This window comes from Limnobacter alexandrii (assembly GCF_005871185.1).
Classification (GTDB): domain Bacteria; phylum Pseudomonadota; class Gammaproteobacteria; order Burkholderiales; family Burkholderiaceae_B; genus Limnobacter; species Limnobacter alexandrii.
Genome location: NZ_SWKN01000008.1, coordinates 384,701 through 408,093, shown reverse-complemented (window position 1 = coordinate 408,093; position 23,393 = coordinate 384,701). Strand labels below are relative to the sequence as shown.

The following is a 23,393-nucleotide window of genomic DNA, read 5'->3' as shown; positions in this document are numbered from 1 at the left end:
CTCATCACCTCCAATCAAACGGCACTTTCAAAATCGAAAGACTGTGTTTCAACATCAAAGAACACGCGGGTCAAACGACCCACAGTTTTGTAAAAATCGGTATTGCTGGCTGCCTCAATGTCGTCAGCCATGCGGCCGTACCAGCTGGCCATGTGGGCCTGAAAAAAGGCACGTTGCTCGGCAAACGACACGGGCGGATCATCGGCCAAAATCAGGTATCGCATCACTTCGCACAAAAATGCGATGTGGTCCTCGGTTTCAACCAAAGCTTCGTCGCGAGTCAATCCAAACTTTGCCAAGTCATCGCGCAAAGCAATCAGGGGTTTTTCATTCAAGAAGCCTGCCATGTAATAAGAACCGTACAACATGACTTCTGGACGGCCGACCCCGATGAAATTGTCAACAAACTCCTGATTGATCTTTTTGCTGTCGAATTGCCCGACCACTCGAATCAGCTCTGAAAACTCAAAACCGAGAGGAGTAGTGATGTCGAGCGAAGCACGGTCAATTTCGCGAAAGCGGGCCAAAAACTCGTCAGTCACGTTTCCAGAAAACAACTGGGACAACAGGCCATAAAAATCGGCACGAGCCCAGTCCTCACCAGCGATCAGGTTGTCATCTTGTTGAGCTGGGGCGATCATTTTTTCACCTCAAAAATTGTCATCTCATCCTTTGCGCTGTACATGTCTGTAACGCGGCAATCCGCGCACATTTTCAGGCGATTCGCATTGCGCTCGAACATGCTGTGCTGGCTCAGCTTGGCAAACATATTCTCAATCATGTGCTTGGTGCCAAACGCCTTGCCACAACTAATGCAGTGGAAGGGCTGCGATTCATTCAAAACGCGCTTTTCACGTGCTGCTGGGCCAAGCAACAATTGAGGCACCAACTGCATTGCGTTTTCTGGGCAGGTCTCTACGCACAAGCCACACTGCACGCAGTTACGCTCGATGAAGCGCAGCTGGGGCATTTCAGGATTGTCAATCAAAGCGGATGCAGGGCATGCACTCGTACAGCTCATGCACAAAGTGCATTTGTCTTTGTTCACCAACACGGCGCCGAAGGGAGAGGCCACAGGCAGTGCAATTGGCTCGGCGAAGCTTAAACCAGCGTGTTTTTGTGCGTGTTCAGCGAGGTGATCAACCGCGAATTCCATGCGGGTTCGCTTGTTGGAAGACAATTCAAAACTGGCGGGCTCAACTCCAGAAGCAGCCAAATCAGAGGGTTCAAACAACTGTCCAGTTTGCTCAATTGTCAGCAAACGAACACGACGCTGTAGGCCCATCGCCTCAAGCAAGGCATTAACCCAATCGACTTGTGCACCCAATGGCCTGCCATAGTGCCCTGCTTCAACGGCAGACTGCAGAATCGTGATGCGATCAGCACCAAAGGCGAGTGCAGACAACCACAAGTCTGGCCCCACACTGGCGCTGTGGTTCAACTCAATGGGCAATAAACTGAAATCAGAGCGAGCCGAATTGCCCGAATTGAGCGTGGCCATGTTTCTGGCTGACTCCAGCCAGTTGTGTTCAAGGTCGGGACCATGAAAAACCAATTCAAGCTTTTTGCCATGGTTGGCACGGAAAGCCTTACCTGCAGTTTTAATGGCCCTGCCCTGCGCAGTGGCTGGACTCAAGGCAAACTGAATGGCGCCAGTTGGGCACACAGTGGTGCATGCGCCACAGCCCAGGCAAAGATGTGGATTAACCTCAATTTTCTCGCCTGCAGACTTGATTGCCTTGGTGCTACACGCATCAATACAATTGCTGCACCCGTCCTTGTTTGAGCGGCTGTGCGCACAAATCCCGGGCTTGTAGTCGAAAAACTTGGGCTTTTCAAACTCACCCACGGTTTGAACAGCGTCTAGCATGGCCTCGAGCAAAAGCTGATCGCTGTCGCCCACGTGCCAATAGCCCAGTGGCGCCTGACGATCGGCAAACAAACCCGGCATGGTGCAATCAATCACCATGTCATATTCACGGGTGATTACGGCGGCCATATCGGAGAAAGAAATAGCCTTGAAGTCACCGCAGGCCTTGATACATGCACCGCTTTGATCGCAGCTGTTCAGGTCAATGGCAAAGGAATCCTTGGAAATTGATTTTGTAGGACATGCATCGACGCAAGCACCACAACGCGTACACATTTCCATGTCCACGGGATTCGTTTTTCGGGTGCTCAGGGTAAACGCCCCCAAATAACCCTCGATGGAATCCACAGAAAGTGCCAATACGTTCAAATCACGCTTGGCTGGCAAAACAACACCGCCGGCATCTGCCACCAACAGGTCAACTGTAAGGTTATTGGCCAGAGTCTGGGCATGGTGAAGCTGCTTGTCGCCTTGCGACACAACAGCAACCCGACCTTGAGACTTGAACAGAACCGCAGGGACAGGCTCTACGTTGAATTCGGTTTCATAAGCGGCCAGTGCCGCCATGGCGGCCGCTACATCGGCTTGCTTCTGACCCGCTGGCTGACCGCGCAACAGGCCCCGCAAATTCACAAACTCGATGACTTGGGAGTTTGACGACACTTCAGACACTGATTCGAAAACGGCCTGCTCTTGAGTACAGCCCACGAAACAGCGAGCACCGCTGGATCTGTTTTTCGAATCAAGTACTGTAGCAATGCCATCACGACAAGCGCGCTGAGCAGATACAAACCGAACACCTTCGACACTCACGTTTTTCAACGCTTTGTCGATTGTCTCGCCGCTGCCCTGGCAACCACACACAAACACATCCGAGTTGGTCATTGATTACTTCTATTTTGATTATTTGTCTATTAATTGCAAAACTTGTGCCACATACACCATGAAATTTTTCTTATTTAAAATCATCGAACTAGGGTGGTTGTTTTGTATACAAGAAAGCGGGGTGGTGCATTTTGTCTGTATCGACTTGAACAATTGATACGACAAAATGTATCAAATGAAGATCATTTTTTGGGCGAATTTTCGAACGATCGCTCTGTCGACAGTTCTTTTGAATCAATGGCTTGCAAACCATCAGGGATTACCCTAACCCCATCATCAATCTGGTTTTCATCTTCTTCGACCTTCGCTTCGTCATCCTGTTTGTCTAGCACAAGGGTCGAACTTTCTGATGATTCGTCCTTTGGCAACTCCAAAGCATTCAAACCTTCTTTGATGTCATCTATTTTCGGTAGCTCAAGGTCAGGTCGACTCAACAGCTGCTTCGACAAAGTCATCTTGCCAATGTCCTCTTGGCTCAAGGGTGTGAACTTGTTGTAGTCATCAATGTAAATGTCCAACCCATCCATGACATTGAACTCCGGACGAGAAAACAATGCTTTGAAGGCCTTGTTTTTTAGCTCAGCCGAGACTTTGTCGACCATAAACGCTTTGATATCACCGCCCTGCTCCACAGCCTGCAAATCAGCCTCGGTGGGCAAAGGCAATTCAAGCTCAGGCACCTCCACCGAGGGACCGTTGTCTGCCTTGGCGACATCGGCAGGCTGTGACGCAACAGCTTGCTCTGGTAACTGTTTGGGTTGATCCAGCAGCGTTTCGGTTTGCTTCTCTTGCTCCCTGGCTTCCAGTTTTCGCTTCGACCACCTGCTTAGAAAATTGTCGCTCATGGCTTTAACCGCGCTCCCCTGGTTTTACAAAGGACTGCGGGCGCCTGCGCTGTTTGGGCTCCGGTTGGTACTTGGCCTGAACCAACTCCGCCAGCCAACTGGCCACGGGTGCGGGCAAGGGAAGAGTTTGGACTTCCTCATTCGAATCCATCCAGCGTGCGGCTTCGTCGTAACTTAACGTGGCCTCGAACACCGAAGGCATCAGGCTTTTGTTGTCCTCGGGGTAACGCACACAGAAAAAAATGTAAGGGGTTTCGGTGTCAAGATTCAAAAAATAACCTTGCAACTGGTCTTGATAAACCTCGGCCTTCACGGTTTGCACGAATTCCTCGTTGCCCTGCGTTAAAGGCATATCGGCCGGGCACATTTCCAGAACCTGCCAACGAAACGGCTGCCAAGGCGACTTTTGCATCACCTTCCCAATTTTGACATTCAAAGCCAGTTCACCCAGCACCAAAAAATTTGCGCTCAAAAAACACCTCTGCGAGTTGCCGGTGCCCGTCAGTAAGGGCACAATTCATGGTTAACAGATTAGAAGATACAGTACAAGTATCACAATAGGAGTTTGCCCCATGGGGCGAGGGATTGAACGATGACAGACCGAGTTATTCAACTGGTCCAGGACAATTCGCGCGTAATTCCTTTGAATTTCAGCGCACCGCAAAACATTGAAGTACCCGCAAAAGATCATTTCAATCGCAGGCTTCATGACTTGCGTATTTCTGTCACGGACCGCTGCAACTTCCGTTGCGTGTACTGCATGCCCAAGTCGATTTTCGACAAGGACTACCAGTTCCTGCCGCACAAAGACTTGCTCAGCTTTGAAGAAATCGAGCAGATTGCCAAGGAATTCGTCGCACTGGGTGTGGAGAAAATTCGCCTCACCGGGGGCGAACCGCTGCTTCGCAAAAACATTGAAATCCTGATTGAACAACTGGCGCGCTTGCGCACACCCGGCGGCAAACCGGTTGAGATCACCTTGACCACCAATGGCACATTACTGCGCAAGAAATCGAAAATTTTGAAAGAGGCCGGACTGAACCGCGTCACAGTCAGCCTTGATGCAATAGACGATGCTGTATTCAAAGCCATGAACGATGTGGACTTCTCGGTGGATGAAGTGCTGGACGGCATTGAAGCCGCCCATGAGGCTGGACTGGGACCAATCAAGGTGAACATGGTGGTGAAAGGTGGCATGAATGACGACCAGGTGCTTCCAATGGCCAAACACTTCAAAGGCACACCGCACATTTTGCGATTCATTGAGTACATGGATGTGGGCAGCAGCAATGGCTGGAAAATGGATGAGGTAGTGCCCTCGGCGCGTATCATCAACATGATTTCCCAACAGGTGTCTCAGTTGCAAATGCTGGACGCAAACTACACTGGCGAAGTGGCAGAACGCTGGAAGTACAGCGATGGCACAGGTGAAATTGGCGTCATTTCTTCGGTAACACAAGCCTTCTGCAAAGACTGCACCCGCATTCGATTGTCCACTGAAGGCAAGCTTTACACCTGCCTGTTTGCAAGCAAGGGGCATGATTTAAAACCGCTGATTCGCTCGAATGCCTCGCCCGAGGAAATCGGTGAGCAACTGAATCATGCAATCAGAAACCTGTGGTCTGTCAGGGCCGATCGCTACAGCGAAATTCGAACCGAGAACACCACACAGCCCAAAGATAGAATCGAAATGTCTTACATCGGCGGTTAAGGAATTCATTGAAGCAAGTTATGGCAGCAGCACAAATACAAACTACCCACGCAAGCATACCCAGCACGGTTGAAATAACGGCAATCAATGAGCGTGGTGAACAGGTGCCCGTTCAAATTTCTGGTGAACATCCACTTACTTTGTACTTCGACAAAAAAGAACTGTTGACCATCATGACGCTGGGCGCTCAACCCGAGGCCTTGGCGCTGGGCTGGCTGCGCAATCAGCGATTGGTGGCCGACCCCTCCGAAATTGCAGCAATTCATGTGGACTGGGAAACAGAGAGTGTGGCCGTGACATCTACCGTGTTGAAAAACACAGGCCAAACCATTTGGGAAACCACCGAGAAAGCGCAAAAACTGGAAAAGAAAACAACCACATCAGGTTGCGGACAAGGCACTGTATTTGGCGACCTGATGGAAGACCTCGACAAGGTTCAGTTAAGCAATGCCTACAACCTGTCGCAAGATGTGTTGTACGGCGTGATGGACCACGTGAGAAAACACGAATCAATTTACAAGCAAGCAGGTGCCGTGCACGGTTGCGCGCTGTGTTCCAACAGCGGCGAAAATCGGGGAGAAATTTTGCTGTTTGTTGAAGACGTGGGTAGGCACAATGCCGTGGATGCAATCGCTGGCCAAATGTGGTTGCATGGCATGACCGGCGAGGACAAAATTTTCTACACCACCGGCAGGCTCACTTCCGAGATGGTCATCAAGTGTGCCCAGATGGGCATACCGGTTCTCGTGTCTCGCTCGGGCCTGACGCAAATGGGCTATGAAATTGCCCAAAAACTCAACATCACCATGCTGGGCCGCTGCCAGGGCAAACATTATTTGCTCTACACCGGCACACATCGATTCAACTCTTTAACTGACACACAATACGCATGAGTATCTCTCTGGATGACATCACCGGCGTTATCCTCGCGGGCGGCATGGGCCGTCGCATGGGTGGCATCGACAAAGGACTTCGCAATTTCAAAAATGCACCGCTGGCACTCCATGCCATGATGCGACTGAATGGTCAGGTGGGCAGCATGACCATCAATGCCAACCGAAATATTGGTGTTTATGAAGGCTTTGGCATACCTGTAATTTGTGACCAGCAACCCGATTTTGCTGGCCCACTGGCAGGCATGCAAACCGCCCTCAGTTACGCAACCGTGCCCTTTCTGGTCACAGTACCGTGTGACGTACCCATGTTCCCGTCCAATCTTGTGGAAAAACTGAGCGCACCATTTGAAAAAAATGTTGGACTGATGTTGACCGTTGCATCCACCAAAGGCCGTCACCATCCGGTGTTCTGCATGATGCGCACCGAACTGTTGCCCAGCATGGAAGAGTTCCTGCGCAAGGGCGGTCGGAAAATTGACGCCTGGTACGCCAACATTCCGCACGAGGCGGTTGAGTTTGACGATGAGGCAGCCTTTCACAACGTCAACACCCTCGAAGAGCTCAAAGAACTTGAACAGAAATCCTGAGTAGCAAGGCAAGTTATGGAAACTGATTTTCAAACGGTCGAAGAAGCGCGACTGAAAATACTGGCGCTGCTCCACCCCATCACAGGCACCCGCACAGTGGCCATTCGCGATGCATTGGACCAGGTGTTGGCCGCCGACTTACTGTCGCCCATCAATGTGCCTGCACACGACAATTCTGCGATGGATGGTTATGCGTTCAACAGCAACTGCCTGAAAAACGCCGAGATCACCAACCTGAAAATGGTTGGCACAGCCTACGCGGGCAAGGCCTATGCAGGCACCTGTGGCGAAGGTGAATGCGTGCGAATCATGACTGGCGCAGTCATGCCAGAGAATTGCGACACTGTACTGGTTCAAGAAAATGCCACAGTGAGTGGCGACCTGATCAGTTTTCCGCCAGGTGCAGTGAGGGCTGGAGACAACCGCCGACTGGCCGGTGAAGACCTGACAATCGGGAAACCCGCCCTGCGTGCTGGCAAAGTGCTTCGGCCTGCCGATCTGGGTTTACTGGCCTCACTGGGAATAGCGGAAATTTCAGTGCGTAGAAAATTGCGGGTTGCATTCTTTTCCACTGGAGACGAATTGCGGTCTTTAGGTCAGCCACTGGACGAAGGCTGCGTGTACGACAGCAACCGCTACACCCTGTGGGGCATGTTGACCCGGCTGCGCTTCATTGAATTACTCGACATGGGTGTGGCACACGACTCCCCGGAAGCCCTTGAACAAGCCATGTTACAGGCCATGGACCAGGCCGATGTCATTTTGACATCAGGTGGTGTATCTGTGGGCGAAGCCGATTACACCAAACACGTGATGGAAAAACTGGGCAGCGTTAATTTCTGGAAAATTGCCATGCGCCCCGGGCGCCCAATGGCGTTTGGTCAGGTGCACAACAAAAGCACTGGCGACTCCGCTTATCTGTTTGGCCTGCCCGGCAATCCGGTTGCAGTCATGGTCACCTTCTACGCATTTGTGCGTGATGCGCTGTTCAAGCTGGCCCATGCCAACGCCCTGCCAATTCCCATGGTGAGCGCCAGGTTGGCTCAAAACGTACGCAAGCGCCCGGGGCGAACTGAGTATCAACGAGCCAGATTGGTGATGGAAAACGGCGTATTGACTGCACACCTGACTGGTGCGCAGGGATCCGGAATATTGCGCAGCATGTCCGAATCTGATGGCTTGCTGGTGCTGGAACACGAACAAGGTGATTTGAAAGCAGGTGACACTGCGTTGGCACTGCCTTTCGAGGGACTGATTTAATGTCCCAATCAACCCCACCCGGGGGAGTGAACCAAGTGAGTGATTTTCAGGGGTAAATTCAAGCGCTACCATGGGCGCTCTTGAATTTCGGCCCCTTACATGCTCCAAGATCCCCGCCCCATCAAGCCCCTTCAACACGCCGTGTGCAGTGTTCTTGAAGAATTGGGACTGGAGTTTGTACCCAGCCAATGGGCCCTGCAAGCCGACCTGATTGAATCCACCGAAAACGCAGAACTGAACCAGCTCTTGGCCTACCTCTCGGCCTGCAATATTTCCTGTCAGCTGTTTCACGACGTAGCCCCCGATGAAATCAAGCACTTGGGCATGCACACGCTGGCCATGCTGCACAACGGTCAGTGCGGGCGACTTGAAGAACTGATTGCCCAAAACCCCGAACTGACAGCCTTGAAATGGGCGCTTCAAATTGATGCAAAAAAACCCGGGCATGCCCACACCCACAACACCCCTGCACAATCTAACCTGCTTGGTTTTTGGCAACAACTTCGCGACAGCCAATGGTTGCGCGAGGCTCTGAACTTCGAAAACGGAAGCTTCAAACCAGTTGTCTACGCCTCGCTGCTGATCAACCTGCTGGCCCTGGCAGGTCCTCTTTTTTCACTTCAGGTGTATGACCGAATCATCCCCAATCAGGCTTACGCGTCCATGATTGCGCTGCTCTTGGGTGTATTCCTTTGCCTGGGCTTTGAACATGCGTTAAAGCATGCCCGCCACCGTTTGATGGAAATTGCCGCGACCTCGATCGACACCCGCTGCACCACACACCTGTCGAAATGCTTGCTGAATGTGCCGGTCCACAACACAGAGCCCGCCCTACTTTTGCAACATCTGCGCTCATTTGAACAACTGCGGGAATTGATCACCGGTGTATTCCTGCTGGCCCTGATCGACCTGCCCTTTTTGCTGCTCTTTTTGGCCGTCATTACCCTGATTCACCCAGCTTTCCTGCTGATTGCGGGTGGCGTAATTGCATTGACCCTGTTGTTCGTCGCCACCTCGCACAGAACCATTTCCCGGCTTGGACAAAACCAAATGCGGCAAAGCCGCGAAACCCAAAGCCAGTGGCTTGATTCACTGGCCTGCCTGGACAACATTCAAGCCCATGGCGTGCAGCAGGGCCACAGCCACTTGCTGAACAAACTGCAATTGAAATCGCGTTTGTGCGGCAACGCCGTCCGAGATCAACTGTTTGCAGTCAACCAGCGAATTCATCTGCTACAACAAAGCAGCTGGGTACTGACCATTGCACTGGGTGTTTACTTCATTGTTGAAAAACAACTCACGGTGGGTGGTTTGATCGCAGTGTCCATGCTGACCATGCGATGCTTTGCACCCATTCAAAAGTTACAGGCGCATTTGGTGCAAACCCATTCGGCCCAAGCCAGCTTTGAAGAACTCGACAAATTCTTGAGTCGGCAAAATCAACCAGTGGCACAAGGCGCAGCGCTTGAGCGTGTTGACAACATTTCGCTTGAATTCGCGAGCGTACTTAAGCCAGGGCGCAGCCACCACACAGCACAACCCTTCGATTTCATTCTTCAAAATGTGAGCCTGAAACTGGATTCAGGCGGTCGGCTGGGGGTTATCGGCACAACCGGCTCCGGGAAAACCTCGCTGCTGAAACTTCTGGTTCAACAGCTCAAATGTGATCAGGGTCAACTCACTGTCAACAAACTGTCGATTGAGCATTTTCACAGCAGTGAATTTCAATCCAAAGTGGGATACGCCAGCCAGCCACCAGTGCTGATCAAAGGAAGTTTGCTCGACAACATTCGCTTCATGCGCCCCCACATCAACACCGCAGACTGCTGGCAAGTGATACGGCAACTGGGTTTAAAAGACTGGGTAGACCAACACCCGGACGGACTACACATGGCCATTGAAAGCCAGGGCAACAATTTGTCTTCTGGGCAAAAACAGGCGATATCACTGTGCAGGGCGCTGGCTGGGCAGCCGCAATTGATTGTTCTTGATGAACCCACCGTTTGCCTGGATCAACACATGGAAAATCAGCTGACCCAACACCTACAGCAACTGCCTGAGCAAACCATTCTCGTATTCACCACACACAAACTGGGCTTGCTTGGGTGCGCCAACAGCCTGGTCCTTATGCAGCAAGGCCAAATTCATGCGCAGGGAAGCAAAGCTGAAGTGCTGCACGCAGCCAAGGCGCTGGCCACACACAGCAAACAAGACAAACAGGTTGAACCATGAAAGCTTTACACCTTGCAAAACGCGCCATTCGATGGTTGATGGGTAAAAATGAACAACACCACATGCCAGAAACAGCAGCGCTTGACCAGTCACGACTTTGGCAGGAACAGCAGGTATTAACCCGACGCCTTGTGCATTGCTGCGCGCTTACCCTACTCGCCTTGCTTGCCTGGTCTGCGCTTGCAACCGTACCTCAAGCGGCGCATGGCGAAGCACGGGTAGTACCCTCTCAACGCTTGCAGGTGATTCAGGCTGTGGACGGCGGAGTAATCAACCAGGTGTTTGTACGTGAGGGGCAACTGGTGAAGGCCGGTGACAAACTGGTACAAATCGACATCACCCGTTTTTCATCCAGCCTGAAGGAAAAGGAAGCAATTGATGCTTCCTTTCAATTTCGTGAAGCACGGCTGCTGGCCCAACTCAACAACACCCCGCTGAATTTACCCACACCCTTGATTCAACAATACCCCGACCTGTATCTGCAAGAATCAAAACTGCTTCAAACCAAACTGCAGGAATGGGCCGCACAAACGCAAATTTATGAACAGCAACTCGACCAACGACAGCGAGAACTTGATGAAGCACAAAGTAACGCCACGGCTGCCAAACGCAATCTGGAAATATCAGAACAAGAACTGAGCAGCATGCGGCCACTGTTAAAAAGTGGCGCGGTGTCTCCAGTCGAAGTACTGCGACTGGAACGTGATGTGGCCAAAGCCAAAGGCGACTTTGACGGTGCCAGTGCGCAAACCAGTCGCCTTCATTCTGCCATTCGCGAAGCACGCCAGAAAATCGAAGAAATACGCCTGAAGCAAATCAACGAAGCGCGCACTGAACTTTCAGAAGTCAAGGCAAGGCTGGCTAGTCTGGAGCAAAACCAGATCGAACTCACCGACCGTGTGAACCAGGCCACTTTGAGAACCCCGGTAGACGGGCTGGTACAACGTGTTTTATACAACACCCGTGGGGCTGTTGTGCCCGCCGGGAAAGAGGTTATCGAAATTGTACCGATAGACGAGCAACTGGTTTTCGAGACTCGGATCAACCCCAAAGACATCGCATTTATTCGACCTGAGCAACAGGCCAATATTCGCGTAACCGCGTATGACTATGCCATTTACGGCGCATTGCAAGGCACCGTGGAAAGTATTTCCGCTGACAGCCTGCTTGATGAATTTGGTCGCCCGTACTTCAGCGTAAAAGTGACCGTGCAACGCGAGCATGTGGATGAAAAAATTCGTTTAATGCCCGGTATGGTTGCCAATGTAAGTATTGAAACAGAAGATCGAACAGTGTTGTCTTACCTCACCAAGCCAGTTTTACGGGGTTCAATTCAGGCATTCACAGAACAGTAAACAAACTCCAATCACGAAAATAACTCCATAGAGTTAACTCTCGCTCATCCTGACCCAATCACCTGTTTGGCACACCGGTGATTTGGAACCAAACTCGCGACTCGTTCACTTATTAATGACATTGAACCCGAGGACCAGTATGAGCGAGAAGCCAGTTGTGAATGCCCAGGAATGCGACCCAAGTACGCTGGGCTTGGCCAGAAAACCGCGCCCTGCCCTGAAGCGCAAGCCGCAAACTGAAGTGGTTGTGCAACTGGGACCCTTCACTGATGGGCAAATTACTGCGCCCGAAATGGTTCGCCCCCTCGAAGGCCCCACGGAATGGTTGATCAAACCAAAAACCGGCGAGATTGTTCCTTTGGAGGCAGGCACGCCACCCGAAAAAGACGTCATTCGCAAATACATTACAGTCGGCGCTCAAGACAATGATGTTCCCGAAGACCTTCCGAAGTTGAGCGAAGGTTATGTGGTCGAGCGGGTCAACCAAGACCCGCTACCCAGCATGGATGAGAAAACCGGCGAGAATGGCACCGAGACTGTTCGCGTGGTTGAAAAAGAGGGCCCTGCAAGCGTGGAGTGCAAAGACACGCCACCCCCAACACCTGTGGATGAAAATGAAGAACCACCGCCTGTAGACCCTCCTGTAGACGAAGAGGAAGACTGCGAATGCCCTACACCGCCTACCTGCCCCCCTGTAGACGAACAGGAAGACTGCAAGCCTGAGCCTGAGCCTGAGCCTGAGCCTGAGCCTGAGCCTGAGCCTGAGCCTGAGTGCAAAACAGACCCGGATTGTCCCGAGGTTGACGCTGTGGATGACTGCGCAAGCACCAAGGCGGATTGCCCTGTCATTGTCGATGTACTGAACAACGACCTGGGCTGTGGCGACCTGAAAATTACTGAGGCCAGTGCAGAAAACGGCACAGTTGAAATCAGGGGTGGCAAATTGCACTACACACCCAATGAAGGCTTCTGTGGCGAAGATGTCATCAGCTACACCATTGGTGACGACAGTTGCCTAACCGACACAGCCCATGTGTATATGAACGTGGAGTCTACAGACTCGCCAGCTTACGACAAAGACTGCCCTTCAGACTACACAGACTGCGCCTACGATTCAGGCGACAACAAAATGCACGACTATGAATACTCATCTGAAGAATATTCAGTCGAAGCCATCGCTGAAGCCACGCAGGAAAAAATACAGAGCTACCTGGACAACGCAAAAGAACAAATCAATGAATACACCCAAAGCAAAGCGGGATGGGCTTCGAGTTTCGGTGCAAATGAATTCGATTCCTCGGCCTGTGTACCCGCTGACGAAGCGGTCGCGGTGTGCTGATGCAATTTAACGAACGAGCCAATATGAAAAAAAGCCTCACATTGAACACCCAATTGAAAACCTTGCCAGGCGCGGTGTTTTTGGCGCTGCTTGCAGTTAGCATGCCCGCCGCATGGGCACAAGAGAATCAGGACATTCCTGCGGTACAAGCACCCGTACCGACTGAAACCACTGCCACCGCAGCCGCAGACAGCCCCCCCAACCCTTTGCAAGAAAGCGTGATCAAAGGCTTGCAAAACAGCCCAGCGCTGGATGCTGATGTACATGCACTTGAGGCGCAAATGGAAGAGGCCAACGTTGTATTTGGCACCTTGCTTCCCACCGTCGATGCTAGGGGTTCCGCTGGCCGTGAACGCACCCGGATTGAAGATGCTGATACCCGCACTTACAACGCGAACTCCTACGGCATTGAGGCACGCCAAAACCTTTACAACGGTTTTGCCTCTCAGGCCCGTTACCTGGCGGCTTACTCGGGCGCCATGCAGAGTTATTACAGGTACCTTAACAAAGCCAACCAAGTGGCCTTCGAGGCCTCGAGTGCACATGTCGACGTGTCCCGCTTTCAGGCCCTGACCCGGTTATCCGAAGACAACCTGAAATACCATCAGGACTTGATGAACCGTATTGAAGAGAAAGTAAAAAGCGGCGTAACCCGTCAATCCGACCTTGAACAGGCGCGCAGCCGATACACACTTGCTCTGGGCAATCTGGCCACCGAGAAGGCCAACACATTCTCCGCCATGGCCAACTACCAACGAATTACCGACACCGTTTGGCCAGTCAACCAGGCGGGTGAATACGTTGTGAATGCCAACTTTGAGGTTGAAAACCGCGAGCGTCTCGTGTTTGCCTTGAACAACCATCCCTTGCTGAAAGCCTCCAACGCAGCAATCAACACCGCAAAACAAGAGATAACGGCAGCCAGTGAGGGGTTCCACCCGCGCCTGGACCTGCGCGCAAAAACTGACGTGTACAGCAACTACCTGTCGACATTTGATGAACGTCAAATTTCATCAATCGACTTGCTCGCCACCATCAACCTGTATCGTGGTGGCGCCGATAATGCGTCTCGAAACGCAGCAATCAAACGCCGCCTTCGCAGTCTGGACGACAAGCTGGTAATTTGCCGCGCCATTCGGCAATCCACCCAAACATCGCTATTCGATGTGGTCAGTTCACAGAAAAAACTGAACTACTTTCGAGAGCAGGCAGCTGCAATTACCAAAGCCCGCGCTGCCTATGAACAGCAGTTTGCCGTAGGCCGACGCAGCCTGCTCGATTTGCTGAGTGCTGAAAATGAGTACTATCAGGCGCAACGGGCCCTGATCAATATTGAAGCTGACTTAAGTATTTCAAAACTCAAATTGCTGGCGGCCACCGGTCAACTCACCACGCTGTTTGCTGTCGATGAACTGGTCAATGCCGATGAACCGACCAAGCGCAATGTGCTGTTTTACAAAGAGCAAACTCAAAGCGGCGCAGAGGCAGAGGGTTGCCCTGCCAGTTTGATTAACCTTGAAGACTTCGACTTGCCCAACATAGGTTTCGACGAGGCGCTAAAGTCGGTGGATGCAGGCAATACGCTGCCTCCTGTTCAGTTGGCTCAATTGGACAATGGTGGCGCTTCGCAACAGGTGGCTGCATTTGGCGACCCCGCCGAAGTATCGAAAAGCTTGATCGATAAAACAAAAGCATGGGCCAGAGCCTGGGAAAGCAAAGATTTGAATAGCTACATTGCCTTTTACGCACCCAACTTCAAACCTGAAGAAGGAAGCTATGAAGCGTGGGCTGCCAACCGCCGCGACCGAATTTCGAAAGCGCAAGGCATTGATATCGAGATTTCAGATCTACAAGTGATTCCAAGTTTCGACAAACCCGATGAATATGAAATCAGCTTTGTTCAAGACTATCGGGCGAAGTTCTATCAGGAGCGCTCAAGAAAAGTGCTGACCTGGAGAGAAAATCAAGGTATTTGGCAAATTATTCGGGAACAAAACATGCCGGAGAGCACGGCACAAATCCAAGGCAAGAAAAGTTTGAATCTTGCAGAAGCGGCAGTCGAATAATTCAGGAATTACTGCCCGATCAGGCTGCGGGCCAAAACCCGCAGCCTTTCGTACACCACACACTTGGTAAGGCTAAGGCTTCCAGACTCACAGAACAAGGCAGTGCCTTCAGCGTTTGCAGTCTCTCGGAAGCTGTCCAAGGCATTGAACTCACCGCCCTGCTCCACACCACCCACAGCTACACGGCTTGCACGCACCACACTGACACCGTTCAACAACAATCGCCGTAACATTGGCACACAGGCTTCAGGAATGTTGCCATGCCCGGGTGCAGCCACCACCACTGAAGCAGGCTTGCGATTCAGCAAGTCATTTAATTGGCGCAAAGGCCCATTGCCTGGCGCGCAAAACACAACAGGTACTTCCATGGCTTCAAACAAAGGATGTGCCTGTGTGGTTTCATCAAACAAGTTGGCAAACTGACCCTGCACCCCAGCATCGGCAGGCGGGTCAAGCGCAACCCAACTGCTGAACCAGCTTGAATCCGGCAGCACTGAGTACGGACCATCAAATGCGTCCAAGCCTGCGGTACTTTGTTTTTCAACACATTGCGCAGGGGTAAACAAGCCCTGCATATACAAACCAAATGGCACAGTGCCATCAACCGGGTCGCCCGGCAAACACTGCAAAGCGAAATCGAGGGCACCACTTAGGTTGGCAGGTCCGTCGGCGTCCTCTGCATCGGAGGGCAGCATGGCCCCCGTAAAAATAAGCGGTTTGCTTAGAAGCGCCACAGGCAAAGTGAGATAAAGGAAGTACAGTATGTCTTCCATGGTGTCTGTGCCGTGCGTCACCAAAACAGCGTCGATATCGGGGGACTGAAGCAAACGGATTAACGTGGCGCGCAGTTGCAGCATGTGGGCCAATTCAAGGTTTTGGCTACCAATGCTGTACGGCTGCTCGAAGTGCCACTGCGCGCGGCGCAACAAACCGGGTATTCCCATCACGAGGCTTTCGCCGCTGCGCTGGGCCGATTCATAAGCCCAGGTTTCAGAACCTTCAATCAGTGTGCCGGCAATGGTGCCACCAGTGGCCACCAAGGCCACACAAGGCAAGGCATCAGGTGTTTGCGGGCGTGTCGTCATCATCAAGTGGGTCCACCTTGCTGTCGTTGAATCCTAGAACACTCAATGCATCTTTCTCGGGCAGTTCGTCCACCCCTTTCAGCTTGCGCTGCATGGCCCGTGAACGCACTTCTGCACCTTCAATGTTCTTGGCTGCTTTTTCAAGTGTGTCCCGGGTTTTGGCGAGAATATCGCCAAACTTGCTGAATTCGGTTTTCACGGCACTCAACACTGTCCACACCTCGCTGGAACGCTTCTCCAACGCAAGTGTTTTAAAGCCCAACTGGAATGCATTCAACAAGGTGGTCAGGGTAATTGGACCAGCCACGGTAACCCGGTGCAAACGTTGCAGATCATCGACCAAACCAGGGCGTTTCACCACTTCTGCATACAAGCCCTCGGTGGGCAAAAACAGAATGCCGAAATCGGTGGTGTATGGCGGAGCCAGGTATTTCTCGGCAATGGTTTTGGCTTCGGCACGTATGGCCACATCAAGCGCCTTGGAAGCAGCCGCCACGCCATCTGCATCGGCCCGGTCGAAACACTCCAACAGGCGCTCGTATTGTTCTTTGGGAAACTTGGAGTCGATGGGCAGCCACACGGGCTGGTCTTCCTCCTTGCCCGGCAGGCGCACTGCAAATTCAACAATGTTGTTGCTGCCCGGTACAGGTTTAATATTGCGACCGAATTGCGAGGGCGTCAGCATTTGCTCCAGCAAGGCCTGCAACTGCACTTCACCCCAAGTGCCCCGGGTTTTCACATTGGTTAAAACGCGCTTTAGATCGCCCACACCTGTGGCCAGGGTTTGCATTTCACCCAAGCCTTTGTAAACCTGTTCAAGCCTTTCGCTGACCTGTTTAAACGATTCGCCCAAGCGGGTTTCCAGTGTGGCATGCAGTTTTTCATCCACCGTTTTACGCATCAATTCCAGCTTGCTGGCGTTGTCGTCTTGGATGTCTTTCAGCTTCTGTTCAACCGACAAACGAATTTGCGTAAGCTGATCTTGAATCAGAGTGTTGGTGCGGTGAAGCGTTTCAGAAAACTGATTCAGCTTTTCAGATTGAATTTGATTGCCTTGCGTGAACTGCCCCACAATAATTTGCTGCAAACCATGCGCAGCCTGCTGGCTTTCGGTGCGCGCCTGCGCAAAAGTTTGCGCCAGCAACTCGGCTTGCTTGCCTTGGCGCGCTTCGATGTCCTGGTTCACCAGACGCAGTTGCTTGCCCAATTCTTCAGACACGAAACGCTGTTGCGCCTGCGCGTCCATTACCTCATCGAGGTTGGCCAGCACCTGCTGCTGAAACTGTGCCAACTCAGCCGAGTTATCAGCAGTCATTTTTCGATACACCAGCACCAAACCGAATAACACCAATACCAGCAGGCCCACAACAGCCCAAATCAATTGAGTTTCCATCAAACTTATTCGCCCTTGATCGAAATGGTGTTCAAACCCTTGGCGCTGCCTTCGGGATCGGGTTTGTTGCGCATCCAGTCGGCGGTGCGGAAAAATGACAACATGAGGCCTTCGATGACTTTCTCGGGCAACTGCATGGCACGTAGGGCATTCACCATGCACAGCAACCATTGGTCGCGGTCTTCACTGGAAATTGGAAATGGCATGTGTCGCATGCGCAAACGTGGGTGACCAAACTGGGGTGAGTACAAATCGGGGCCACCCAACCAGCCTGAAAGAAACAGATAAAACTTTTCGCGTGAATGATCGAGATGAACCGGGTGTAGTTTGCGAATGCGCTCGAAACTCGGGTTTTGATCCATTTCGTCGTAAAACAGATCAACCAGCTTGCGCACACCCACCTGTTGCTCTTCAGGCGTGCTGCCGAAGTACACGATTGGCGGCTTGGGCTGCGCGTCGTCGCTTGGGGTGTTGCTGGTTGTATCGTTGTTGCTCATGAAAAGACCGGTATGAATGTGGGTTTGAATCACTGAAAATCAGTTACCCACATTGTACCGGCATGCAACAGGTTTAAGCGGCGGCCTGCCTTAAGGTTTGCATCACAGGTGCGCGGCACACCTTGTTGACAGACCAGGCGCCAAACAACACCGACACAAGGGCACCAGCAACCACACCGGCCACAATGTGCATGGGTGCCAGGAAGTACTCAAACTCGAACACAAAATGTGCCACACCCCAGCCCAGGCCTTGTGCTGCAATGGCGGCCACCAAACCGGCCAAGGCGCCCAGCACGGAAAGTTCCAACCAGGCTGCACGTTGCAATTGTGCCGTAGAGGCACCCATGGCCCGGTAAATTGCAGCTTCTCGGGTGCGCACGCGAGCACCAGTCATGACGCAAGCGACCACGACCAATCCACCCGCGGCCACGGTGAACAAAAACACAAACTGCACAGCCTGCCCCACCTGCCCCAGAATTTTGCGCAGTTGGGTGATGACCAGTTCAGTGTCCAGCACAGTGAGGTTGGGGTAATCGCGCACCAGTTCACGCGACACTGGAATGGCTTTGTCATCTTGCAAGCTGACCGAGGTAATCCAGGTTTGCGGGAAACTTTGCAGCACCTCGGTTGGAAACACCATGAAGAAATTGACTTCCATGGAATCCCAGCGTAATTCACGAATGCTCGTGATTTCGGCTGTTAAGGGTGTGCCGGCGATGTCAAAGGTTAATTGGTCGCCCATGCCTATGCCCAAACGCTCGGCCACGCCGTCTTCCACCGACACCTCAGCCGTCACAGGTGTTTCATCAAACCAGCTGCCGGCCGCGATGGTGTTGTGCGTGGGCAAGCTGTCTGCAAAGCTCAAATTAAGTTCTCGTTCCACAGTGTTGCGGGCGCGGTCATCGCTGAATGTTTCGGCGGTGATAATTTCACCATTGATGGCGCTTAAACGCCCACGCACCATGGGGTACAAATTCACCGGGCTTCGACTCGCCGTGTTCAGTGTTTGCTGCACCCCTTGAACCTGATCGGGTTGAATGTTGAATACGAAACGGTTGGGTGCGTCTTCCGGCACGGCTTCTTGCCAACGGTCAATCAAATCGCCCTGCACCACGGCCAACATGAGCAATGCAGCCAGCCCCAAAGCGAGGCTTACACCTTGCAACACCAAGGTGCTGGCGCGTTTGGACATGCTTTGAAACACCGCAATATTGGTGCCTTTGGAAGACCTGCCCCGCCCAAGATAAGCCAAACCCTTAAGCAAACCCCAAAACAGCACCGCGAACACCAGCGACGTGCCTACAAAGCCGGCAAACAGCAGCAGCGCCAACACCACGTTGTTCACGATCAGCAAACACACGGCGATCGCAGTGAACACGCCAAACAAAACCGACAGCAGCAATTGCCCCCGGCTACTTTTCAAGGTTTGGTGACGAATTACTGCAACTGCAGGCGCACGCAAGGCATACCAGGTGGGCACAGCCGCGAAACCAAGCAACAACAGCGCCGAAAGCAACATGCCCATGGGCAGGTAATGCAAGCCCGCCAGTGGCAAGTCAACACCCACCAGCTCGGCCAACAGCGCCAGCAAACCCCAATGGGCTGCCCACCCCAAAGCCACGCCAAGTGCACCTGCGCCCAGCGTTAACATGCCCATGCCGATTGCCCACATGCGCAGCAAACGCTTGGGTGTATAGCCCAGGCTTTTCAGCACGGCCAATTCGCTGGCCTGTTCTTTGGCAAACAGGTGTGCCACCAGTGCAATGCCCACACAGGCCACCATGGTGCCAATCAAGGCGGCCATGGCCAGGAAGTCGTTGGCACGTTCCAGGGTGTTACTCACCTCAGGCCGACCATTTTCCAGTGTTTCAATTTCCTCAACCGGTGAAAGCACAGGGGTCAACTCGCCAATCAGCTGATCCACAACAGGCTGTGCGCCAGTGAAGTAAATTCGCCAGGTTGCGCGTGAGCCCAAACCCAATAATTTCGATTCTTCAAGGTCGGCTGTGTTCATCATGACCCGCGGGGCAAAGTTCACAAAGCCGCCGCCACGGTCAGGTTCTACCAAAATAACCCGGGTGACAGGGCGAGTAATTTCACCCACTTGAATTGAGTCGCCCAATTGTATGTCCAGTGACCCCAACACGCCTTGGTCTACCCACAATTCACCCGCAGGCGGGCCACTGGCCAATTTTTCATCCTGCCCCTGGGCATTGCGCACTGTCATTTGCCCGCGAAGGGGGTAGGTGTTGTTCACCGCTTTCAGTGAAACCAGCAGGTCTACTCGCTCGGAAGGCACCACGCTTGGAAACACCACACTTTCCGCTTGCTTCAGGCTGGCATATTCAGGCTTGTCAAGAATAGACAGCCAGGGTGCGTTTTCTGTATTGCGCTTGGACTCGATGACCAAGTCGCCGCCCAGCATTTGGCTGGCGTCACGCATCAAAGCCGCCTCAATGCGGGCTGAAAACACGCCCACTGAGGAAATCGCGGCCACGGCCAACACCAAAGCCACAAACAAAATACGGAACGACGCACGGCGTGATTGCCGCGCCCAATACTGGAAAGACTGCATGGGAAAAGCGCTTGCTGGATAAAACACCAGTTTAGGACAAAGACGAGCCACACAGGTTCCCCTGTTTATTGCGGCGCAGTAATTTCTTCACGAATAAAACACGCAAAAAATTGACCGATCGTGCTATTTTGAGCACAGACTCCAACAATAAAAATTACTTTTAAGTAACATAAGTAAATACATTACAAAAAACTACCGATTTTTAAGGAGACGGTAACGTGTCTGACGCATTCCCCCATTTGAATTCTCCGCTCGACCTTGGCTTTACCACATTGCGCAACCGAATCGTGATGGGTTCGATGCACACTGGCCTTGAAGACAAGTACAAGGAATTTGACAAGTTTGCTGCCTATTTTGAAGCGCGCGCCAAGGGTGGCACGGCTTTGATCGTGACCGGTGGTTTTTCACCCAACCTTGAAGGTTGGTTGTACCCCTTCGCATCGAAACTTAGCAGCAGCGGCGCCATCAAGCACCACAAGAAGGTGACTGAAGCTGTGCACAAGCACGATGGCAAAATCGTGATGCAACTGTTGCATGCGGGTCGATATGCCTACCATCCGCTCAGCGTTTCCGCATCGAATGTGAAGTCACCCATCAACCCATTCAAACCACGCGAAATTGGTGACTTCGGCATTCGCCGCACCATTGCTGCATTTGCACGGTCTGCAAAAATTGCGCAGGAAGCGGGTTACGACGGTGTGGAAGTGATGGGTTCGGAAGGCTATTTTCTGAACCAGTTTATTTGCAAGCGCACCAACCAGCGCACTGACCGCTGGGGCGGTTCAGTAGAAAACCGTGCGCGATTGTCGGTTGAAATTGTTCGTCGAATTCGCGAAACCGTGGGCGAAAAATTCATCATCATTTACCGTCATTCCCTGCTGGATTTGGTTGAAGGTGGCAACACCTGGGATGAGGTCAGCTACATCGCCAAAGAGATCGAAAAGGCTGGTGCCACAATGATCAACACCGGCATTGGCTGGCATGAAGCCCGGGTGCCCACCATTGTTACATCGGTTCCACGCGCGGCATTTGCCGAGTTAACCGCCCGCCTGCGCAAGGAAATCAAGATTCCGGTGATTGCATCCAACCGCATCAACAAACCGGATGTGGCCGAGCAACTGCTGGCCGACGGCGCATGCGACATGGTGTCGATGGCTCGCCCTTTGTTGGCCGATCCGGAATTCGCAATCAAAGCCAAGGAAGGCCGTGCCGACGAAATCAATGTGTGCATTGCCTGTAACCAGGCTTGCCTTGACCACACCTTCAGTTTGAAGCGTGCCTCTTGCCTGGTGAACCCACGCGCTTGCCATGAGCTGGAAATTGTGGACAAACCGCTTGAGCGCAAAAAGAAGATTGCCGTGGTGGGCGCTGGCCCCGCTGGCCTAGCCGCAGCCACTGAATTGGCACGACGTGGGCACAGCGTAAGCTTGTTTGACAAAGCTGGCGAAATTGGCGGCCAGTTCAACATGGCCAAACAAATTCCGGGCAAAGAAGAATTTCATGAAACCATCAGCTACTTCAAACGCCAGCTGGAATTGAAGAAAGTGGATGTTCGCCTGAATACGAAAGTAGATGCAGCGCTGATCTCCAAAGAAAAGTTTGAAGAGGTCATTCTTGCCACAGGCATCAAGCCACGCACGCCGGGTATTGAAGGCATTGATCACCCCAAGGTGATGAGCTACATCGATGTGCTGCTGCACAAGAAGGAAGTGGGCCAGAAAGTGGCTGTGATTGGTGCGGGTGGCATTGGCTTTGATGTGTCGGAATACCTGACGCATGATTTCAGCCACCCTTCCCCCACGCTTGATTTGGAAAGCTGGAAAAAAGAATGGGGCATCACCTTTGACCCGAAGAATGCAGGCGGTATTGATGGCGTACACCCAGAGCCACCCAAGCCTGCTCGCGAAGTGTGGCTGTGCCAGCGCAAAGACGAACCCTTGGGCAAGCGCCTTGGCAAAACATCGGGCTGGGTGCACAAGGCCAGCTTGAAAAGCCGCCGTGTTCACTTCATGCAAGGGGTTGAGTATTTGAAGATTGACGACCGTGGTTTGCACGTGATGAGTGCCCATGGCCCGCAAATTCTGGAAGTGGACAACATCATTGTGTGTGCTGGCCAAGACCCCTTGCGCGAGTTGGTGGAACCCATTGAGGCATTGGGCGTACCCGTGCATTTGGTGGGTGGCTCGTCAGTGGCCGCCGAACTGGATGCCAAACGCGCAATTAACCAAGCCACCCGCCTGGCTGTAACCCTGTAAAGGCAGAACCAAGAAATGACTCAGAAATCGATGCTGCAAAAAGTGTATGCGCAAGTAGACAAGCTGCCAACACCATTGAAAACCCGCGCCTTTACCCTGCTGTTTGGCCGTGCGGTGAAGTATTTCAAAACCAGTGGTTTGAAGTTTGAGTGGATTGAGCCCAACCATTCAATCGTGGTGATTAAAAACCGCCCCTACGTGCAAAACCACATTGGTACTGTGCACGCAGTGGCCATGATCATGATTGCGGAATCAGCCACAGGTGCACTGGTGGGTTTGAATGTACCCGCGAATGCCATACCTGTGATCAAGCGCATGGAAGTGGATTACCGCAAACGCGCTGCAGGCGATATGCGCGCTGAGGCCATGCTGACGCAAGAGCAAATCACCATGATGCAAACTGAAGAACGCGGTGAAGTGGATGTGGCAGTGACCATTACCGATGGCGAAAGCAAAGAACCTATCTTTGTTCGCGCCATTTGGGCTTGGACCCCCAAGCGCAAGGGCTAAACTATCGGTACAAAAACACAGCAAGGAGACAC

Annotated in this window: 18 protein-coding genes; 10 read left to right on the top strand and 8 right to left on the bottom strand. The window is 52.4% G+C overall.

The genetic code is table 11. The features are described from left to right. Positions 1–14 precede the first annotated feature (14 nt). The 4 genes from FCS97_RS11505 to FCS97_RS11490 form a co-directional block, all read right to left on the bottom strand. Complete coding sequence (locus tag FCS97_RS11505; RefSeq protein WP_138518560.1) at positions 15–641, bottom strand: TorD/DmsD family molecular chaperone; 627 nt, start codon at positions 639–641, stop codon at positions 15–17. Beyond that, entirely contained in the window at positions 638–2,755 is a 2,118-nt protein-coding gene (locus FCS97_RS11500) for a 4Fe-4S binding protein (protein ID WP_138518559.1), read from the bottom strand. The genes FCS97_RS11505 and FCS97_RS11500 overlap by 4 nt, the downstream gene beginning before the upstream one ends. Before the next feature lie 182 nt (positions 2,756–2,937). Further along, positions 2,938–3,600 carry a DUF3306 domain-containing protein gene (locus FCS97_RS11495; RefSeq protein ID WP_138518558.1) on the bottom strand — a complete coding sequence of 221 codons (663 nt, stop codon included), beginning with the start codon at positions 3,598–3,600 and terminating at the stop codon, positions 2,938–2,940. 4 nt (positions 3,601–3,604) lie between these two features. Further along, the gene (locus FCS97_RS11490) at positions 3,605–4,072 is read right to left on the bottom strand and encodes a DUF3305 domain-containing protein (protein WP_138518557.1); all 468 of its coding nucleotides are present in this window, start codon (positions 4,070–4,072) and stop codon (positions 3,605–3,607) included. A 120-nt stretch (positions 4,073–4,192) separates the two neighbouring features. Here FCS97_RS11490 and moaA point away from each other — a divergent pair, with 120 nt between their 5' ends. The 8 genes from moaA (at position 4,193) to FCS97_RS11450 (ending at position 15,046) form a co-directional block, all read left to right on the top strand. Then, positions 4,193–5,311, top strand: coding sequence for a GTP 3',8-cyclase MoaA (moaA, locus tag FCS97_RS11485; protein ID WP_138518556.1), 1,119 nt, complete (start codon positions 4,193–4,195; stop codon positions 5,309–5,311). 20 nt (positions 5,312–5,331) lie between these two features. Next, the gene (locus tag FCS97_RS11480) at positions 5,332–6,204 is read left to right on the top strand and encodes a formate dehydrogenase accessory sulfurtransferase FdhD (protein WP_138518555.1); all 873 of its coding nucleotides are present in this window, start codon (positions 5,332–5,334) and stop codon (positions 6,202–6,204) included. Continuing rightward, a complete protein-coding gene (gene mobA / locus FCS97_RS11475) occupies positions 6,201–6,794 on the top strand; it encodes a molybdenum cofactor guanylyltransferase MobA (protein ID WP_138518554.1) in 594 nt (197 codons plus the stop codon). The genes FCS97_RS11480 and mobA overlap by 4 nt, the downstream gene beginning before the upstream one ends. A gap of 15 nt (positions 6,795–6,809) precedes the next feature. Further along, complete coding sequence (gene moeA / locus FCS97_RS11470) at positions 6,810–8,054, top strand: molybdopterin molybdotransferase MoeA (protein WP_138518553.1); 1,245 nt, start codon at positions 6,810–6,812, stop codon at positions 8,052–8,054. A 99-nt stretch (positions 8,055–8,153) separates the two neighbouring features. Next, positions 8,154–10,286: an ATP-binding cassette domain-containing protein gene (locus FCS97_RS11465; protein ID WP_138518552.1), complete on the top strand. Its 2,133-nt coding sequence runs from the start codon at positions 8,154–8,156 to the stop codon at positions 10,284–10,286. Continuing rightward, positions 10,283–11,641, top strand: a complete 1,359-nt coding sequence (locus FCS97_RS11460) for an HlyD family type I secretion periplasmic adaptor subunit (RefSeq protein ID WP_138518551.1) — start codon at positions 10,283–10,285, stop codon at positions 11,639–11,641. Before FCS97_RS11465 ends, FCS97_RS11460 begins: the two co-directional genes overlap by 4 nt. A 139-nt stretch (positions 11,642–11,780) precedes the next feature. Next, the gene (locus FCS97_RS11455) at positions 11,781–12,980 is read left to right on the top strand and encodes an Ig-like domain-containing protein (protein ID WP_138518550.1); all 1,200 of its coding nucleotides are present in this window, start codon (positions 11,781–11,783) and stop codon (positions 12,978–12,980) included. Then, complete coding sequence (locus tag FCS97_RS11450) at positions 12,980–15,046, top strand: TolC family protein (RefSeq protein WP_138518549.1); 2,067 nt, start codon at positions 12,980–12,982, stop codon at positions 15,044–15,046. The genes FCS97_RS11455 and FCS97_RS11450 overlap by 1 nt, the downstream gene beginning before the upstream one ends. Before the next feature lie 8 nt (positions 15,047–15,054). Here FCS97_RS11450 and FCS97_RS11445 read toward each other — a convergent pair whose 3' ends face one another. From FCS97_RS11445 to FCS97_RS11430, 4 genes are all read right to left on the bottom strand, one after another. Further along, positions 15,055–16,134, bottom strand: coding sequence for an asparaginase domain-containing protein (locus tag FCS97_RS11445; RefSeq protein WP_138518548.1), 1,080 nt, complete (start codon positions 16,132–16,134; stop codon positions 15,055–15,057). Then, positions 16,106–17,524, bottom strand: a complete 1,419-nt coding sequence (locus FCS97_RS11440; protein WP_138518547.1) for a DNA recombination protein RmuC — start codon at positions 17,522–17,524, stop codon at positions 16,106–16,108. Before FCS97_RS11440 ends, FCS97_RS11445 begins: the two co-directional genes overlap by 29 nt. A gap of 5 nt (positions 17,525–17,529) precedes the next feature. Then, complete coding sequence (locus tag FCS97_RS11435) at positions 17,530–18,021, bottom strand: group II truncated hemoglobin (protein WP_138518546.1); 492 nt, start codon at positions 18,019–18,021, stop codon at positions 17,530–17,532. Between the two features lie 73 nt (positions 18,022–18,094). After that, positions 18,095–20,596, bottom strand: coding sequence for an ABC transporter permease (locus tag FCS97_RS11430; protein ID WP_138518545.1), 2,502 nt, complete (start codon positions 20,594–20,596; stop codon positions 18,095–18,097). Between the two features lie 218 nt (positions 20,597–20,814). Here FCS97_RS11430 and FCS97_RS11425 point away from each other — a divergent pair, with 218 nt between their 5' ends. Further along, a complete protein-coding gene (locus FCS97_RS11425) occupies positions 20,815–22,851 on the top strand; it encodes an NADPH-dependent 2,4-dienoyl-CoA reductase (protein ID WP_138518544.1) in 2,037 nt (678 codons plus the stop codon). Between the two features lie 15 nt (positions 22,852–22,866). Then, entirely contained in the window at positions 22,867–23,361 is a 495-nt protein-coding gene (locus tag FCS97_RS11420) for a DUF4442 domain-containing protein (RefSeq protein WP_138518543.1), read from the top strand. Positions 23,362–23,393 lie beyond the last annotated feature (32 nt).